19 protein-coding genes are annotated in these 18,112 nt (G+C 42.4%); 2 read left to right on the top strand and 17 right to left on the bottom strand.

Annotation, left to right across the window (positions count from 1 at the left end):
* Positions 1-155: 155 nt before the first annotated feature.
* From BO219_RS12515 to BO219_RS12480, 8 genes are all read right to left on the bottom strand, one after another.
* Positions 156-1,703 (bottom strand): acyl-CoA carboxylase subunit beta, encoded by a 1,548-nt coding sequence (locus BO219_RS12515; protein ID WP_077429769.1) that lies wholly within the window; start codon positions 1,701-1,703, stop codon positions 156-158.
* A 5-nt stretch (positions 1,704-1,708) separates the two neighbouring features.
* Positions 1,709-2,491: an enoyl-CoA hydratase gene (locus BO219_RS12510; RefSeq protein WP_077429784.1), complete on the bottom strand. Its 783-nt coding sequence runs from the start codon at positions 2,489-2,491 to the stop codon at positions 1,709-1,711.
* On the bottom strand, positions 2,491-3,381 hold the full coding sequence (locus BO219_RS12505) for a hydroxymethylglutaryl-CoA lyase (protein ID WP_077429768.1): 891 nt from the start codon (positions 3,379-3,381) through the stop codon (positions 2,491-2,493). Before BO219_RS12505 ends, BO219_RS12510 begins: the two co-directional genes overlap by 1 nt.
* Before the next feature lie 10 nt (positions 3,382-3,391).
* Positions 3,392-3,604, bottom strand: coding sequence for an acetyl-CoA carboxylase biotin carboxyl carrier protein subunit (locus tag BO219_RS12500; RefSeq protein ID WP_003398506.1), 213 nt, complete (start codon positions 3,602-3,604; stop codon positions 3,392-3,394).
* Positions 3,597-4,958: an acetyl-CoA carboxylase biotin carboxylase subunit gene (gene accC / locus BO219_RS12495; RefSeq protein WP_077429767.1), complete on the bottom strand. Its 1,362-nt coding sequence runs from the start codon at positions 4,956-4,958 to the stop codon at positions 3,597-3,599. Before accC ends, BO219_RS12500 begins: the two co-directional genes overlap by 8 nt.
* An 11-nt stretch (positions 4,959-4,969) precedes the next feature.
* Positions 4,970-6,610, bottom strand: a complete 1,641-nt coding sequence (locus BO219_RS12490; RefSeq protein ID WP_077429766.1) for an AMP-binding protein — start codon at positions 6,608-6,610, stop codon at positions 4,970-4,972.
* A 12-nt stretch (positions 6,611-6,622) separates the two neighbouring features.
* On the bottom strand, positions 6,623-7,765 hold the full coding sequence (locus BO219_RS12485; protein ID WP_077429765.1) for an acyl-CoA dehydrogenase: 1,143 nt from the start codon (positions 7,763-7,765) through the stop codon (positions 6,623-6,625).
* 98 nt (positions 7,766-7,863) lie between these two features.
* Positions 7,864-8,499 carry a TetR/AcrR family transcriptional regulator gene (locus BO219_RS12480; RefSeq protein ID WP_077429764.1) on the bottom strand — a complete coding sequence of 212 codons (636 nt, stop codon included), beginning with the start codon at positions 8,497-8,499 and terminating at the stop codon, positions 7,864-7,866.
* Between the two features lie 163 nt (positions 8,500-8,662).
* Between BO219_RS12480 and BO219_RS12475 the strand changes: the two genes are divergently transcribed.
* Both BO219_RS12475 and BO219_RS12470 read left to right on the top strand, forming a co-directional pair.
* Entirely contained in the window at positions 8,663-9,178 is a 516-nt protein-coding gene (locus BO219_RS12475) for a DUF8052 family protein (RefSeq protein WP_077429763.1), read from the top strand.
* A complete protein-coding gene (locus BO219_RS12470) occupies positions 9,175-10,794 on the top strand; it encodes a carbon starvation CstA family protein (RefSeq protein ID WP_077429762.1) in 1,620 nt (539 codons plus the stop codon). The genes BO219_RS12475 and BO219_RS12470 overlap by 4 nt, the downstream gene beginning before the upstream one ends.
* 14 nt (positions 10,795-10,808) lie before the next feature.
* Here the strand turns inward: BO219_RS12470 and BO219_RS12465 are convergent, their stop codons facing one another.
* From BO219_RS12465 to BO219_RS12425, 9 genes are all read right to left on the bottom strand, one after another.
* Positions 10,809-11,513 (bottom strand): DUF3298 and DUF4163 domain-containing protein, encoded by a 705-nt coding sequence (locus BO219_RS12465; protein ID WP_077429761.1) that lies wholly within the window; start codon positions 11,511-11,513, stop codon positions 10,809-10,811.
* Positions 11,514-11,576: 63 nt separating this feature from the next.
* Complete coding sequence (locus BO219_RS12460) at positions 11,577-12,623, bottom strand: NAD(P)/FAD-dependent oxidoreductase (RefSeq protein ID WP_077429760.1); 1,047 nt, start codon at positions 12,621-12,623, stop codon at positions 11,577-11,579.
* A 91-nt stretch (positions 12,624-12,714) separates the two neighbouring features.
* Complete coding sequence (locus tag BO219_RS12455; protein ID WP_077429783.1) at positions 12,715-13,500, bottom strand: MerR family transcriptional regulator; 786 nt, start codon at positions 13,498-13,500, stop codon at positions 12,715-12,717.
* Positions 13,501-13,565: 65 nt separating this feature from the next.
* On the bottom strand, positions 13,566-14,192 hold the full coding sequence (locus tag BO219_RS12450; protein WP_077429759.1) for a response regulator transcription factor: 627 nt from the start codon (positions 14,190-14,192) through the stop codon (positions 13,566-13,568).
* 13 nt (positions 14,193-14,205) lie between these two features.
* The gene (locus tag BO219_RS12445; protein ID WP_077429758.1) at positions 14,206-15,213 is read right to left on the bottom strand and encodes a sensor histidine kinase; all 1,008 of its coding nucleotides are present in this window, start codon (positions 15,211-15,213) and stop codon (positions 14,206-14,208) included.
* Complete coding sequence (gene liaF / locus BO219_RS12440) at positions 15,210-15,935, bottom strand: cell wall-active antibiotics response protein LiaF (RefSeq protein ID WP_420807106.1); 726 nt, start codon at positions 15,933-15,935, stop codon at positions 15,210-15,212. Before liaF ends, BO219_RS12445 begins: the two co-directional genes overlap by 4 nt.
* 73 nt (positions 15,936-16,008) lie before the next feature.
* Entirely contained in the window at positions 16,009-16,632 is a 624-nt protein-coding gene (locus BO219_RS12435; RefSeq protein ID WP_077429756.1) for a PspA/IM30 family protein, read from the bottom strand.
* A 14-nt stretch (positions 16,633-16,646) separates the two neighbouring features.
* Positions 16,647-16,997, bottom strand: a complete 351-nt coding sequence (locus BO219_RS12430) for a lmo0954 family membrane protein (RefSeq protein ID WP_077429755.1) — start codon at positions 16,995-16,997, stop codon at positions 16,647-16,649.
* 175 nt (positions 16,998-17,172) lie between these two features.
* A complete protein-coding gene (locus BO219_RS12425) occupies positions 17,173-18,081 on the bottom strand; it encodes an AraC family transcriptional regulator (RefSeq protein ID WP_077429754.1) in 909 nt (302 codons plus the stop codon).
* Positions 18,082-18,112 lie beyond the last annotated feature (31 nt).

Here is an 18,112-nt window from a genome sequence, read left to right as displayed (position 1 = left end):
ATTATACAAAAAAATACAAAGAGTGTTTTTTAAAAACAAATTGATCTTTCTTCTCATCGACAACACGTGCAAATGTTGTCGATTTCCGGGGAAATTTCCCGAAAAAAAGGCGATGTTAGAACACATCGCCTCCATTGTACCATATGTCTTGACAACTACACAGGGTAAACCCCATGCTTCCGTTCAGAAAATACAACATATTTCGACATGTATGCATCTAAACGACGAATGAGTTCAGAACGTAACTCATTCGGCGCAATAATGCCGTCTATAACCATTTCAGAAGCGAGTCGGTAAATATCGATGTCTTTCCGATATTCTTCCCGCTTTTGTTCAATAAAAGCGGCACGTTCTTCTTCTGGCAATTCGGCAATTTTATTGGCATACACCGCATTGACCGCGGCTTCTGGTCCCATAACAGCAATTTGCGCATGCGGAAAAGCTAAACAACAATCTGGTTCAAACGCTGGGCCTGCCATGGCATACAACCCCGCTCCGTACGCTTTTCGCACGATGATTGATATTTTCGGAACAGTCGCTTCAGACATCGCCGAAATCATTTTTGCACCGTGACGAATAATACCTGCCCGCTCGACTTTTGTTCCGATCATAAATCCAGGGATGTCTGCTAAAAAGATGAGCGGAATATGGAATGCATCGCAAAGGGTAATAAACTTTGCCGCCTTATCTGCAGAATCGTGAAATAATACACCGCCTTTCATACGAGGCTGATTGGCGATAATTCCAACGGATTGTCCGTTTATGCGCGCAAGACCTGTAATTAGCTCAGGGGCAAACAATTTTTTTATTTCACAAAACGATCCTTCATCAATAATTCGGTCAATTAAATCATACATGTTAAACGGTGCGTTTTGGTTTTTCGGAATAATTTCTTCAATTGTTTTTTGAAATGATTTTGGTTCTTTTGGTTCTACTACTGGTGGCTTTTCACTAAAGTTTGCAGGAAAATATGATAAATATTTACGGGCAAACGCAATCGCTTCTTCTTCTGTTTTCACAAGCACGTCTCCGCAACCTGAAACAGAACAATGCATGCGCGCGCCACCCATTTCTTCTAGCGTCACTTTCTCACCGATAACCATTTCAGCCATGCGTGGAGAACCAAGATACATGGAAGCATTTCCTTCGACCATAATGACGATATCACAAAAAGCTGGAATATACGCACCACCCGCTGCCGATGGTCCGAACAATAAACAAATTTGCGGCACTTTTCCAGACAGCTTCACTTGGTTATAAAAAATGCGTCCCGCTCCGCGCCGTCCCGGAAACATTTCAATTTGATCTGTAATACGAGCCCCTGCCGAGTCCACTAAGTATAAAATCGGACAACGTAATTTTTCGGCTGTTTCTTGAATACGAATAATTTTTTCTACTGTTCTTGCTCCCCATGAACCTGCTTTAACTGTCGAATCATTGGCCATAACGCATACCGTTTGTCCGTTAATTTTTCCGACCCCTGTCACGACACCATCTGCTGGCAGCCCGTCCGCTAAACAGTTTGCAAAAAAGGCATCTTCAAACTGCAAGCCATCATCAAACAACAGTTTTAAACGATCACGAACAAATAATTTTCCTTGCTCGGCGTTTTTTTCGTGATATTTGCGTGCGCCTCCTTGTTCAATTTGTTTTCGTTTTTGCTGTAGTTGTTCAACGAGTGACAATTGTTCGTTTGAAATCATATCTATTACTCCCCTTTGTACACCGGTTTTCGTTTTTCTTTGAACGCTTGCAATCCTTCTCGTCGGTCGCTTGTATGAATCGTTCGCTCGTATGCCATTTGCTCAATGACAAGCCCTGTTTGTATATCGACTTGTACCCCATGATTAATCGCTGCTTTTGCCTGAGCAACGGCAATCGGAGCGTTATTGGCGATCGTCGTTGCGATAGTAAGCGCCTCGTCCAACAATTGTTCTATCGGAACAACGCGTTCCACTAAACCAATCCGCTCCGCTTCTTGTGCGGATATGCGCTTCGCTGTGTAAATCATCTCCTTCGCTCGCCCAATACCAATGAGACGCGGAAGACGTTGCGTCCCTCCTGCACCTGGGATGATCCCAAGCGATGTTTCTGTCAGTCCCATGATCGCATGTTCAGCAGCAATGCGAATGTCACATGCGAGTGCCAACTCAAGCCCCCCACCAAAAGCCCCTCCGTTTAGTGCACAAATGACAGGCTGAGGCAGTTGCTCAAATCCATTAATCGTCTCCCGAATAAGCGCCACCGTTTGACGCACTTGCGTTTCGTTCATTTTTGCTCGCTCTTTTAAATCTGCTCCTGCACAAAATGTTTTATGTCCCGCCCCTATGACAATGACTGCACGCACGTTTCGATTTAGCTTTAGTTCCGCTTGAATGCGTTGCAATTCGTTTAACATTTTTACAGATAGAGCATTTGCCGCATCTGGTCGATTTAACGTAACAACTGCCACCCCTGCATCAATTGTGGAATAAAGAACAGCTTCCATCATCATGCATTCCTCCTTACAACGTGTGAATGGTGGCTCGTTAGCGGACGGCCAATTTTTTCTTCAATCCATCGCGCTGCTTCTGTCAATGGTTCAAGTTGAACACCACAATCGATACCCATTTGAGCAAGCATATATACTAAGTCGTCTGTCGCTAAATTGCCAGATGCGCCTGGGGCATATGGACAACCCCCTAGTCCGCCGAGCGAGCTATCAAAAGTAGTCATCCCCATCTGCAACGATGCAAACACGTTTGCAAGTGCCATTCCATACGTATTATGAAAATGAAGCGCCATCTTTTCAGCAGAAAACCGCTTTAATAGTTGTTCTAACGTCCGTTGAACTTGCACAGGGTTTGCAACACCGATCGTATCGCCAAGCGATAGCTCATCAATGCCAAGCTCAAACAATCGCTCAGAAACAGAGATGACGCGTTCAATGCTGACTGTTCCTTCATACGGACAGCCAAACACCGTTGATACGTAGCCGCGAACGGTTTTGTTTGCTCGCTTCGCCTCGTCAATGACTTCCTTCAGTACGGGATACGTTTCTTCAATAGATTTATTAATATTTTTTCGGTTGTGCGTTTCGCTTGCTGACATAAATACGGAAACTTCATCCATATTTGCGGCAAGCGCGCCTTCTAGCCCTTTTTTATTTGGTACAAGCGCGGCATATGTCACCCCTTCGACGCGCTCAATGCGCGAAGCCACTTCGTACGCATCAGCAAGCTGTGGAATCCATTTTGGGTGGACAAATGACGTCACCTCAATGTATGACAACCCCGATTTTGATAGCTGATTAATCCATGCGATTTTATCTTCCGTTGCAATAAATACTGGCTCGTTTTGCAATCCATCACGCGGACCGACTTCTTTCACCGTTACACGCATACATGCCCCCCTATTCGATTTCGAGTAATATGTCGCCTTCGTTTACGAAGTCTCCTTCTTGCACGCGAATCGCTTTTACGACTCCGCCGACTTCTGCAGAAACGGGAATTTCCATTTTCATCGATTCTAAAATGACGACATCTTGCCCTTCTTCAACAACGTCACCGACTTGAACAACAATTTTCCACACGTTTCCTGCCATCAATGCGACAACCTCATGCATGTGTCTTGCCTCCTTTTTTGTTTAAATACATATTCACAAAGTTTGTTGTCGTATTCCCTTGTTGAAATGCCTCATGCGTCAATACATCAATTAACATCGGAATATTTGTTTTAATTCCTTCGATTTTATATTCATGTAATGCTTCAATCATAGTGGCGATGGCTGCTTGTCGATCGCTTCCTTTAGCAATACATTTCGCGATCATCGGATCGTAAAACGGGGTAACGACCGAGCCGCTTTGCACCGCAATTTCATGGCGGATATGTTCCCCTTCAGGAAGCTGTAAACGCGTAATCGTCCCTGGGGAAGGGAAAAATGTATTTGGATCTTCAGCGTAAATACGCACTTCGATCGCATGTCCTTCTCGTTTCACTTCAGCTTGTGTAAAAGATAGCTTTTCCCCTGCGGCAATGCGCAATTGTTGTTCGACAATGTCAATCCCTGTAATTTCTTCTGTCACAGGATGTTCTACTTGAAGACGTGTATTCATCTCAAGGAAATAAAAGTTTTTTTGCTCATCTACGAGAAATTCGATCGTCCCTGCATTTGTATATCCGATATGTTTTGCAGCTCGCACAGCCGCTTCTCCCATTTTCCGACGCGTTTCTTCGTCTAAAAACGGAGAAGGTGCTTCTTCGACAACTTTTTGATGGCGACGTTGAATAGAACATTCTCTTTCCCATAAATACACGCAGTTCCCGTGCGCATCAGCTAACAGTTGAATTTCAATATGACGCGGATTTTCAATATATTTTTCAACATACATCGCCCCATCTCCGAAAAAGGAAGCCGCGCGACTTTGATTTCCTTCAAATGCTTTTCGTAGCTGCTCTTCGTCATAAACAAGTTGCATGCCAATGCCTCCGCCACCTGCCGATGCTTTCAACATAACTGGATATCCAATGCCGTTCGCTACGTTCGTTGCTTCATCGACATCAGCAAGCGGAAAAGAGATGCCGGGCACAATCGGCACCCCTGCTTCCGCCATCGTTTGTCGCGCTTCGATTTTGCTCCCCATTTTCGCAATCACATCCGGTTTGGGACCGATAAACACGACCCCTTCCTCTTCGCACCGACGAGCAAATGTTGCATTTTCTGAAAGCAAGCCGTAACCCGGATGAATAGCTTCCGCTTTCGTTTCTTTGGCGATCGAAATAATTTTTTCGATATTTAAATAGCTCTCATTCACCCGCGCTTTTCCAACGATATACGCTTCGTCCGCTTGCTTCACATGAAGCGAATTAGCATCGGCTTCCGAATAAATGGCGACCGTTTGAATGCCGAGCTTTTGGCACGTGCGAATGATACGTAAAGCAATTTCTCCCCGATTCGCAATAAGTATTTTCGAAAACATGTTTTTCCCCCTTACACATGCTTTTTTTGTTCGACTCGCTCCCGCGCCCATTCGCGCAATTTAAATTTTTGAATTTTCCCCGATGCCGTCATCGGATACGCTGTTGTAAATTCGATATATCGCGGAATTTTATGACGCGATATATGCCCTTCACAAAACGAGCGAATGTCTTCAGGTGTGGCGTGTTCCCCTTCTTTTAAAATGATCCAAGCCATTACTTCTTCTCCGTACGTTTCATCCGGGACGCCAACAACTTGCACATCGAGCACTTTCGGATGTTTATATAAAAACTCTTCAATTTCACGCGGATAAATATTTTCGCCACCGCGAATGATCATATCTTTTAATCTTCCTGTAATGCGGCAGTAGCCGTTTTCATCCATTACGGCTAAATCGCCTGTATGCAACCATCCTTCTTCATCAATAGCCTCCTGTGTGGCTGAAGGATTATTGTAATACCCTTTCATGACATGATATCCGCGCGTGCATAACTCCCCTTGCACACCAGGTGGCACTTCTTGATTTGTAACGGGATCGACAATTTTCACTTCGACATGCGGAAGAGCACGCCCGACTGTTTCTACTCGCAATTCAATTGGATCATTTGTGCGTGTTTGCGTGATGACAGGGGAAGATTCCGTTTGCCCGTACGCAATCGTAATTTCTTTTGCCCCCATTTTTTCGATGACCGCTTTCATCACTTCAATTGGGCAATTCGAGCCGGCCATAATGCCCGTGCGCAAAGAAGATAAATCATATGATGCAAAATCCGGATCGTTTAATTCAGCAATAAACATCGTTGGCACGCCATGAAGTGCTGTGCATTTTTCATCTTGTACTGTTTGTAATACTTGCTTCGGATGGAATTGCTCAAGTGGCACCATTGTTGCCCCAACTGTCACACAAGCGAGCGTACCGAGCACACAACCGAAACAATGAAAAAACGGCACAGGAATACATAAACGATCTTCTTTTGTCAGTTTCATACATTCGGCAATGTAATACGCATTATTTACGATGTTGTAATGTGTAAGCATGACGCCTTTCGGGAATCCTGTCGTTCCTGAGGTATATTGCATGTTGATGACATCATGTGGATCGAGGGAATTCATTCGTGCATCGAGTGCTGCGTCTTCGACATATTCCGCCATGGCTAAGAGGTCATTCCATGAAAATGTTCCTGGATAACGTTGTTCACTTAATACGATGACATTTCGTAGCTGTGGAAGTCGTTTTGCTTGTAGTTTTCCGGGTTCACAGTAAGCAAGTTCCGGTGCAATTTCGTAAATCATGTCGATATAAGAGGCATCGCGATACTGTTCCATTAAAATAATCGTTGTCGCATCAGATTGTTTTAACAAATATTCGAGCTCGGCTGTGCGGTAATTCGTATTGACCGTAACAAGTACCGCTCCCATTTTCCCTGTCGCAAACTGGCACGCAAGCCACTCCGGTTTATTCGTTGCCCAAATCGCCATATGTTCTCCTGCTTCAATGCCAAGTTTCATCAACCCTTTGGCAACAAGGCGACAATAATCATTAAATTGACGATATGACCAACGCAACTGACGATCCGCATACACAACCGCCTCATGATCGGGATGCATCAAAGCCTTTTGTTCAAGCAATTGTCCAACTGTCGTATGAAGCATGCTTTCCCTCCTTTAACACCCTAATTGACGAGCAATGACGAGTCGTTGAATTTCTGATGTTCCTTCACCAATTTCCATCAACTTCATATCGCGGAGATGACGTTCAACGCCGTATTCTTTCATATATCCGTATCCACCGTGAATTTGAATCGCTTGGTTACAAATATGAAATCCTGTTTCGGAAGCAAATAATTTCGCATACGCCGCTTCTTTTGTAAACGGTTTGCCTTGATCTTTTAACCACGCCGCCTTGTACACCATATTACGCGCGAGTTCGAGCTGCATCGCCATGTCAGCAAGTTTAAATTGAATCGCTTGAAATTTCGCGATCGGTTGGCCGAACTGTTTTCGTTCTTTCGCATATTGAAGCGCTTTTTCAAATGCAGCTTGTGCGATCCCAACGGCTAATGCTGCAATCGAAATACGTCCGCCATCTAGCGTGTATAAAAACTGCTTAAATCCTTTTTTCGGATCGCCTAGTATGTTTTCTTTTGGTACGCGCACATCTTGCAATACAAGTTCGCACGTATTCGATGCGCGAACGCCCATTTTGTCATAATGGCAGTTGACCGTAAACCCCGGGGCATCGGTCGGAACAATAAAAGCGGAAATAATATTTTTTCCTCGTTCATCTTTACCAGTGACAGCGGTTACAATGACTTGGCGGGCATATCCCGCATTTGTAATCCAACATTTTTCTCCGTTAATGACGTACTCATCGCCATCTAAAACGGCGCGCGTTTGTGTTCCGCCCGCATCAGACCCTGCGTTTGGCTCCGTTAATCCGAACGAACCGAATGCCTTTCCTTTTGCCATTGGCACGAGCCATTTTTCTTTTTGTTCTTCTGTTCCGAAATAGTAAATTGGGCTTGCACCGAGCGATACAGCTGCCGCATAACTTAACCCTGTTCCGCCGCATGCCCGACCAATTTCTTCAACCGCAATGGCGTAAGAAATCGTATCTCCTCCCGAACCACCATATTGTTCAGGGAACGGAATACCAAACAGTCCAAGCTCGCCCATTTTTTTGAATGTGTCAATTGGAAAAATGGCTTCCTCATCCCATTTCGACGCGTATGGGGCAATTTCCTTTTCCGCAAAATCGCGAACCATCTCTTTAATCATTTGTTGCTCTTTCGTTAATTCAAAATGCATCGCCTTTCTCCTCCTTTATAAAAATGAAAATATATGAAACCAACAAGCCTGTTTTTGTTTCAAACCGACTAGTTGGTCTGTACGCTATGCAACACTCATCACTTGTCGCCTACATGCGACAAAAGAAATGATGAAACGTCTTCATCTCGCTTCGCTTCCTCTGTCAAGAGCGAATGTAAAATTAAATCATTGAAAGCAGCAGCAATTTGTTCAATCGACATCGGTCCATCAGGCTTATACCATTTATACATCCAGTTCACCATCCCGATAATCGACAACCCTGCAATTTCAACAGGCACTTCTGTACGAAATTGCTTTGCTTCAATACCTTCACGAAGCACTTGAAAAATAATTTGTTTATATTGTTCACGTTTTTCGTTAATTTTTTCAGCATATTCCGGCTTTAAATACGCCGCCTCTTGATTGAACACCGTAATGTGTGGTTTATATATGTGAAAAACTTTAACAAACGACCGAATGATCGCACATAACCGCTTAGTTGGCGTCTTATATTTTACATATGCTTCTTGTGCTTTATTTAGCACATACGTAATAAATACATCATGAATGTGATAAAGCAGTTCATCTTTTGACTTAAAGTTATGATAAAATCCCCCTTTTGATGCTCCACATTCCGCAACAATGCGATCGACCGTCACCCCATGATACCCATATTTTTCGAACAACGTAAGCGCCGTTTCAATAATACGATCCTTTAGCTGCTTCTCAACCATGTGCATGAACTCCTTTTTGTTGCATTTTAACACAATTTTCAGAAAAATAAAATATATTTATTAAACTATTAAACAGAATTTTAGGGAAAATAAACAAAACTATTGAGATGTTTTATATTTATAAAATATAATAATATTCAGAAAAATAAAAAGGTGACTACTGATGAACACAAACAACTATATCCATACGCTATCAACCATTCTTACACCTTATTTCGATATTTATCGGGATGAAAAACTTGAAGCATTTTCTCTACCTTTTTATGCTCATTACCATCGGCGTGATGAGAAATATTTTATGACAAAAAAGTCTAAAATTTGGGCCGTCGAAAATGAACAATTTATTTTTGTATGGCCAAAAAACGACATAGTGACAAAAGAGGACGTCACACAGTTTTCTGAAGCATTCGTTCGCTCGCTGCCAAATTACCTATCTAGTCATCAAGATCATATGTCTACCGTTTTTATCGGGGCAATTGTCGCACCGGAGGCACATGTTGATGCCATAAAGGAGGTGAAACGTTTTCGAAAGCTGCAATTTATCCGTTTCGGTTTACACGGTTGGCTCGAATGTTATTTGGCCATCATTGCTTTAAACAAAAAAGAACGATTTACTCATCGAAAAGCTCTTCCGTTAACAGATGTTTTCGAAAAACCGTTTGAGGAGGGTACGAATTGAATTTATTAACGTTGCTTCTTATTTGTGGAATTATTTTACTTATCGCCTATTTCACATATGGACGTTTTCTTGAAAAACAATTGAAAGTAGACGGTGATCGTAAAACACCAGCACATGAAATGTATGATGGTATAGATTACGTGCCAGCAAAAAAACCTGTTTTACTCGGACATCATTTCGCTACAATTGCTGGAGGTGGCCCGATTGTCGGACCGATCACGGCAGCAGTATTTGGATGGGTTCCGGCTGTTTTATGGATTATGATTGGAGGTATCTTCATCGGGGGCGTCCATGATTATACATCGCTACAAGCTTCTATTCGCCATAAAGCACAATCGATCGGAACGATTATTAAACAATATATGGGTAATCGTGGACAAGTGCTGTTTTTAACCTTCTCGATCGCCACGCTTATGCTCGTTGTCGGTGTGTTTATTATTTTAGTTGCGAATACATTTGTTGCTGTCCCACAGGCTGCTACAGCATCTGTATTATTCCTCGGCATTGCGATTATTTTTGGCTTTTTTGTTAATCAAATGCGAATGAACTTATTTGTAGCCAGCGTGCTTGGTGTCATTGCAATGCTTTTATCTGTATGGGCTGGAATTCAATATCCACTTTCGTTAAGTGCAACAACATGGTCACTCATTTTGTTAGGGTATGCATACGCTGCATCGGTATTGCCTGTATGGTTTTTGTTACAACCACGGGATTATTTAAACTCATTTCTTTTATATGGGATGATTGCTGGGGCTGCTGTTGGTATGATTATCGCTGCACCGACTATTCAGTTCCCTGCGTTTACAGGTTTTTATCATGAAAAACTCGGATTTCTGTTTCCAATTTTGTTCATTACAATCGCTTGCGGTGCTATTTCAGGCTTCCATTCGCTCGTATCATCTGGAACGACGGCAAAACAGCTTGATAATGAGAAAAACGGGAAATTTATCGCCTATGGTGGCATGTTATTAGAAAGCTTTTTAGCCATCATCTCGGTTGGAACGGTTGCATATTTAACACAAGCTGACTTCACAACTCGTATGGGTGAGCTTGGTGGACCAATCGGTACATTCTCTGCTGGTGTTGGTTATTTTATGTCCCATGTCGGCATCCCAGAAGCAACAGCAGTTACATTTACCGCATTGACAGCATCCGCTTTCTTATTAACAACATTAGATTCAGCAACACGGTTAATGCGTTACGCCATTCAGGAGCTCGGTGAAGAACGGACAAATGCATTTAAAAATAACCACGTTGCCACAACGGTTGGTCTTATCGGTGCTGGGGCACTTGCGTTATCGGGAACATGGCAATCCGTTTGGCCGCTTTTTGGAGCAGCCAACCAAATGCTTGGGGCGCTCGCTTTGCTAGCTGTTTCTGCATGGCTTATGAAAATAGGAGCGAAATCGTTTTATGTTGTCATCCCGATGGTGTTTATGCTCGTTGTAACTATCGCTGCCCTTTGTGTTTTAATGTATCAAAATGCCTTAACGCAAAATTGGCTACTAGCCGGATCAGGTTTCGTCCTTTTTGTTTTATGCATTTTCCTAGCTCTTGAGGGTTGGACAGCCATGACAAAAACGACGAAAAAAGAGGTTGTTACCTCCCAACAATAATTAAGCTAGCGCTCTTATCGCGCTAGCTTGATTTTCATATATGGCCGCAAGATCGAAAAAGGAATAAGAAATTCACGAATGCCAGCCGCGTACGGGGCAATCTCGTATAATCCGTAATAAATGACAATGCCGTCACTTGTTATATAGTAAGGCTGATCATTTGGCATCTTTTTTACAACATCGATGGCATTATCAAAATACAAGTCGTTTTCTTTTCTTATTTGTGCAATCACTTCGTTCGTAATCACTTGCTTATAGTTCGTTCCCTTTTTAAATAAATCGCTAAGTTGTAACGATTTTCCTTCATGAAAATCAAAATTATTTGGCACTTTCACTGTCATTCCGTGCGCACCACCTGTATAGCTGTATAACGTCACCGGGATGCTTAGTATGCCATGTTGATTGTACGTCACTTCATAATTGCTGACTGCTGCATGCAATCGATATGGAAATCCTTCCTTTTTGCTTATTGCCATATTTTCTCGCGCTTGCTTTTCTACTTCACGCTTTAAATCAAGCGACTCCTTACGCAATAAACGATTGACTTGGCGCTGGAAAGATTGGTTGATCGATCCGGATACGATCGGAATGTTCAAATCGACTTCCATCAGTTCATTTGTATATTTTATTTGCTTCGTTGTCACATGAAGTGGGTGGCTGTACGCTGTCAATATAAATAACATCAACACCATCATCCATATGTTTCGTTGTTTGAACACGATGTTCACCTCGTTTGTTTTACCGAAAGTTTGCGTTAAAACAAACGAATTTATGCATTACTATTATTTTAACATTTGTTTCACTAACTCTCGATTTCGCTCCTTAAACGCTTCGTGATGTGAAGATACCATCGCATACGGATCGGCAGTGGGTTCAATGAAACGTTTCGCACTATTTACCGCATTCGCTGCGTCTTGGAAAGCACCTGTAAGTAAATATAACTTTCCATCATATTTTGAAATATCGCCAGCTGCATATAACCCCGGAACAGAACATTCTCCTTTTGCATTTGTCGCAATATAATATTCGTCAACCATTTGAATGGGTAGTTCACTATTGGCAAGCAATGAGGCATCTCGTTCATATCCATGGCTAATAATGACATCATCTACATCGAGTTCAAACACATCGCCCGTCTCATGATTTGTCAATACCACTCGCTCAATCATTTCATGGTTGGGGCTGGCAACTAATTTTGTAATGGACGTATGGAAAAAGCAAATGGCAGAACTATTTAATAATTGCGTCGCTTGCGCCTCATGTCCTTTTAACGATTCATTACGATAAGTGACATATACTTTTTTCGCAATTGGCACGAGTTCATTTGCCCAATCAATCGCTGTATTCCCCCCACCCGAAATAATCACCGTTTTCTCTTTAAATTGTTTTAACGATTTCACCGTATAGTGTAAATTTGTAATCTCAAACTTTTCTGCTCCTTCAATTTGAAGTTTTTGCGGCTTTAATATGCCACTTCCTACCGCAATAATGATCGTTTTCGATATATGTCGTTGACCAGATGATGTTTGTAAAATGAATATGCCGTCTTCTCTTCGCTGAATCGTTTCAACTTTTTCATTTAATACAACGGTCGGATTAAAGGTAAGCGCTTGTTTAACAAGTTGTTCGCGTAATTTCTCTCCTGTAATCGGAGCATGCCCGCCAACATCCCAAATCATTTTTTCTGGATACACATGCAATTTTCCACCTAACTGCGACTGATATTCAATCAACTTCGTTTTCATTTCTCGCAATCCACTATAAAACGTCGCATACAGCCCTGCTGGTCCACCGCCAATGATCGTCACGTCATACAATTGTTGCTCCATCGTTATCACCCTTAAATTTGATTATCATTCTCATTTAAATATACATCTTTTTTCAAACTTTTACAATGTAAAAAGACAGGCTGATGCCTGCCTATTTTTTACCTGTATAAATAAAAATCGCCTCACGGAAAAATTCCGCCGTTCCTGGTTGTTTCTGATCGTAGTATGCTTTAAATCGTTCATCATCCACATACATTTGTGCCAATCCTGCATGTGCTTCTTTTGAATAATGGTCCCAAAAGTACCCTAACCATTGACGATGTAAATCGGCTGCTTTTTGGGCAAGCTCTCCCGCTGGGTCGCCAGTCAAAAACGCTTCATGCAATACGCGCAATACTTCTTCGCCAAGCTTTGTTACTTCTTCGTATTGTGCTTGCGTCATGTTTTTTACTTTTTCGTTTGCTTTGTTCACCTGTTCCTCCCCATATTTTTCCCGAATTTCTTTGCCATAGTTCCGTTCGTTTTCGTCAATGAGCTGCTGTTTAAACGCCTCAAATTTTTCTTTGTCGCTCATGATGATTCTCCCTTCTTTCGCTAATAGCGTTTTTTCGACATTGGCGATTAACGCTTCTAACCGCCGCCGTTCTGCCAAGAGTTTTTCGCGATGTTGCTTTAACGCCTGTACGTCGTCAAATGACGGGGCCATGATGATTTGCTTAATCGTTTCTAAATCCACCCCGAGTTCGCGATAAAACAAAATTTGCTGGAGTTGGTCGACCTCTTTCGCTCCGTATATGCGATAGCCCGAGGCATTCACTCTCGCTGGCTTCAAAAGACCGATTTCATCGTAATAACGTAGCGTTCGGCTCGTCACCCCCGCCAACTTTGCTAGTTGCTGCACCGTATATTCCACGCGCTCACCCCCTGACAATTTCATGATAAACGTTGACGTAACGTTAATGTAAAGCAAAAAATAAAAAAATCTCGCCATAAAAGCGAGCATTATTTGATCAATCCGTGTTTAAACGCATAAATGACCGCTTGCGTCCGGTCTTGCACGTCTAGTTTCGCTAAAATGTTGCTGACGTGGACTTTGACTGTTTTTAATGAAATAAACAACTCATCGGCAATATCTTGGTTCGTTTTTCCTTGCGCCATTAACAACAACACTTCCATTTCGCGGCTCGTCAATTGTTCGTGTGGAAGCGACTGCTTTCGCCGATTGTTCATCATTTTTCCCATCACTTCGGGCTCGAATACCGATTGCCCATGAAACGTCGCGCGAATCGCATTTGCAATTTCGCTCGCTTTCGACGTTTTTAACATATAACTGACAGCACCTGCTTCAATCGCTGGATATACTTTGTCATCGTCTACAAAACTTGTGACAATCATAATTTTCGCTTCCGGCCACGCGCTTATAATTTGTTTCGTCGCTTCAATGCCATCCATCGGCTCCATCACTAAGTCCATTAAAATCATATCTGGACGGAGTTGCAGGGCAAGTTCTACCCCTTTTTCCCCACTTTCCGCCTCTCCGATAACTTCCATATCCGGTTGGGCCGATAAGTAGGCAGAAACGCCAAGCCGCACCATTTCATGGTCATCAACAAGCAATATTTTAATCACACTACTCCCACCCTTACACAAGCGGTACTTTCACTTCTAACCGAGTTCCTTTATCTTTTACACTAACGATTTTTAACGTCCCACCGATTTCAGCCGCTCGTTCGTACATATGCTGTAAGCCGTAAGAGCCGCTTTTTGTTCGTTCGACATCAAAGCCAACGCCATCATCCGACACGCGCAAAAGGACAAATCCATCTCGCTCAAGCAACAATACTTCTAACATGTTCGCTTTCGCATGGCGAAGCGTATTGGACACCGATTCTTGCAAAATGCGAAATAAATGATCTTCTACTCCGCGGTCAAGCGTCACGTCTTCGATTTTCCATTTGATCTCCATTGGCACTTTTTGCGCAAGTTCCGTTAACAGTTCCCTCATTCCATCTTGAAGCGATTTTCCTTTCAGTTGTACGGGACGCAAATGAAGCAATAATGCCCGCATTTCAAGCTGCGATTGGTGAATCATTTGTTCCACGAGCTTCAGTTGCTTCTCCCCTTGTTCGCTTCCTATATACGTTTCCATCAGCGCAGACATCATCATCGATGCCGCAAATAGTTGTTGGCTCACGGAATCGTGCAATTCGCGCGCTAAGCGATTTCGTTCTTCCGAAATAATTCGCTCGATGAGTTCTTCTTCGTTTTCTACCTTTTCTGTCGTTAATTTTTGGGTACGTTTCGTCTGTTCGAGCCAATGTTTTTGCAGTTTCTCAATTCTCTCCCATACATCCTCAAGTTCTTTTGCCGTATGTTGACGCGATAGCTCGGTATTTCCTTGTTCGATTTGAAACAACGCATGTTCAACCGCTCGCCATTGTTTACGCCAAAACCAATCGAACACGGCGCCAAACAACACACCAATTAGGCTGCTTGCCATAAACAAAAAAACGATAAACGGCACACCAAGCACCGTTTCGTCCCATAGCGCCGACCACTTCACAGGCGGAAATGTGAGAGCGTATGAAAGAAATAATATAACCGCAACGGTCAAAGCCAGAAGCAACCCTCCAACGATATGCCGATTCATATCCGTTTCACCTCAACGTTTCCAATCGCCATCGAGGTGATGATTTTTAGCTTCTGCTCAGCTGTTTCATATGCGGGCGTTTCATAAATAAACGTTTGATTCCATAGCCGCTCCGTTTCTTTTGAAAACATAGACACTGCCCCAAACAGTACGGAATGAACGACACTTACTTCCGTTTCGTACGGAACGAAAATGTGGACATTGCCAATCCAGCCACGAACGACGACGACCGCTTCCCCTTTCGGAACGACCGCATAGCTTAAATCAATCACTGTATCGCCAATGCCTGTTTGAATGTTCACATCGCTCCATTCATATGCATGCTCCGGTGTTTTTTGCCGACCGAACAACATGTTTTGAAAAAGCGGTTGACGAAAACCGCCTTCTGTTTCTGCAAAGGTTGTTGTCCTCTCTGGACGAATAACGATAGGGCGTCGCTTTGACTGGGCAAACTGAATGATCGCATAAAACAATAGGGCGACAAGCAAAAACCTGAATGTCACCATTGTGAACACGTGCACTACAAGACCAATGCACCCAAGCCAAAAGACGATTTTCCCAAGTTTCCGATGCCATTTTTTTCTTCCGATATAAATAAAGCCTGCTGAAAAAAGAACAGAAAAAATAATGCCTGGATGAAAAAACGCAATTTCTAGCGCCAAAATCATGAGCGCAAGAAGCACTACCCAACTAACATAGTCAGTCGTTTTTTTCTTATCCACGGGGCATCCCCCTTTCAACGATAACTCAATCAAACGAAAAAGGCGCAACAACGTACGCCTTTAGCATATATGTTTATTGCTCTTGCTGCAACCGCTTTTCTAATTCAGCGATGCGAGCGTCAATCGTATGGCGATAATAGTCTGACTGCACTTGTTGCTCGAGGCGCGCTAAATAGGACTCTGTATCCGCGAACGTAGTAAACGCTGGGCTTGCATACCCGTCTAATACGCGATTCATGCGATAATGCGCCCGTGCGATATTTTCTCGCCCCATCAGTTCCATGCGGCGCATATGCATATCTTTTAGTTGATGTTTCATTTGTTCGTATTTCTTTTCTAGTTCCAATAACTGTTCGCTTGTTTGCTCAAGCAATTGCTTTAATCGCGCCGCCCGCTCTTCGTATTGCATTTGCTCATGAGACGCAAATGCAAACAGCTCCGATTCTCCTGCTTTTGAGGCAATATCCGCCTGTTTTTTCCGCTTTTCCGCCAGCTGCACAGCTTCGCGATATTCGCGCGTAAACTGCTCTTTTAATACGTATTGCCGCTCAAGCAGCTTTCGTACTTTTTCTACTTCTTGTTCGCATTGGCGTAAGTATTCATTTAGCACCGCAATCGGATTTTTCTTTTCTTTTTCGTCCAACCATTCATGAATATCTGCTGCAATCATCGTTTTCATGCGAGAAAGTAAACCCATTGTTCTTCGCTCCTTTAATAATGTTTTTGTAGCTCCGCCCATTGTTTTTCGAAGTTCACGAACGGATCGTCAACGACTTGCACCACTTCTTTCGGTTCGTTCCATTTTTTATACACGACATACAGCACATACGCTGCGACGATAGCAACAAGCGCCGGCACATTCGACACGCTTACCATCAGCGCAGCCAAGCCAATGAGCGCCCAAACGATTTTGCCGAACGTCGAATCGGCTTTGAAAAACTTTTTGACCGCATAGTACAAAATCGCCAAGCTGATCGCTAATCCAATGAGCGGCCCGAGGTGAAACATAAGCACGAGTACCGCCATTCCACCTGCAAGCAATAACCCGATTTTTTTTAACATCCCTTTCGCCTCCTTCCTTGCTTTCATCTTACCGATTCTCATCTTTGTTCATCATGTCCCATAGCTATATTTTCAACTACGACTCAAGGCGTATTTTTAAGTAATAAAGGTCTTTTCAATGAAAAAGAGCCGCCATAAAACAAAGCGGCTCTTGTTATAGACCATTTGTTACAGTTCAATCGAACGATCTGTTTGAATTAAAGTTACTCATACGTTTTTTATAAGACAGTGGTGTCATTTTCATATATTTTCGGAATCGATCAATAAAATAACTTGTACTATTAAAACCGACTTGGTAGGCAACCTCTGTAACATTCAAATGATCTTTTTGCAAGAGAATTAAACTTTTTTGAATTCGATACTCTATTACATAATTTAGTGGTGTTTTTTTGAGAAATTTTTTAAAGTATCTACAACACTCGGAACGGCTCAATTGGCCAGCTCGGGCAATATCTTCTAAAAGTATTTTGTCTGCATAATGTGTGTGTATCCAATCTAACATTTGTTTCATTCGATGGCTCTTTAGCATTTCCATCCGCTCGTACTTTAATTGAAAACCATTCATAACTAAATTTTTCCAAATGAATGTTAACTGGATAAAGATGTCTAGTTCATAGTATAAGGATTTTTTCCGTATCAATTCGTTTATTTTTCTGACAGCATCCAAAATATTTTTCCCCCATAGTTCGTTTGGATGTAATTGTAAGTAAGATAAATTAGTCGCTTGAATATATGGAGTTACATAGGTGGCATAAAGTTCTTGTGACAGTATAAAGCTAGGCGAAACGTTTAAGCAAATATAAGCACAATTCGAATCATCCATATCTTTTGCCATATGCAGACAGCCACTATTAATAAACAACCCTTCTCCTTCTCCAACAACGATATTTTCCCCATTAACTTGAAAAATGGATTGACCCTTTATAACGAGAATAAATTGTAATTCGTCATGCCAATGGAGCGGTATATATCCATGAACGTTTTGATTAATAATTGTCTCGTAACATGCAACTGGCAACGCAACCGTCCGATGTTCAGTTAATTCTTTTAAATTTCGATCAACCATAAAATCCTTTATTTGCACACTATCACCTCAATATAGTGATATTTTTTTA

The organism is Anoxybacillus kestanbolensis (genome assembly GCF_001996285.1).
Lineage (GTDB): Bacteria > Bacillota > Bacilli > Bacillales > Anoxybacillaceae > Anoxybacillus > Anoxybacillus kestanbolensis_A.
Note: the sequence above shows the minus strand (reverse complement) of the source record. Positions and strands in the feature narration are given on the sequence as shown.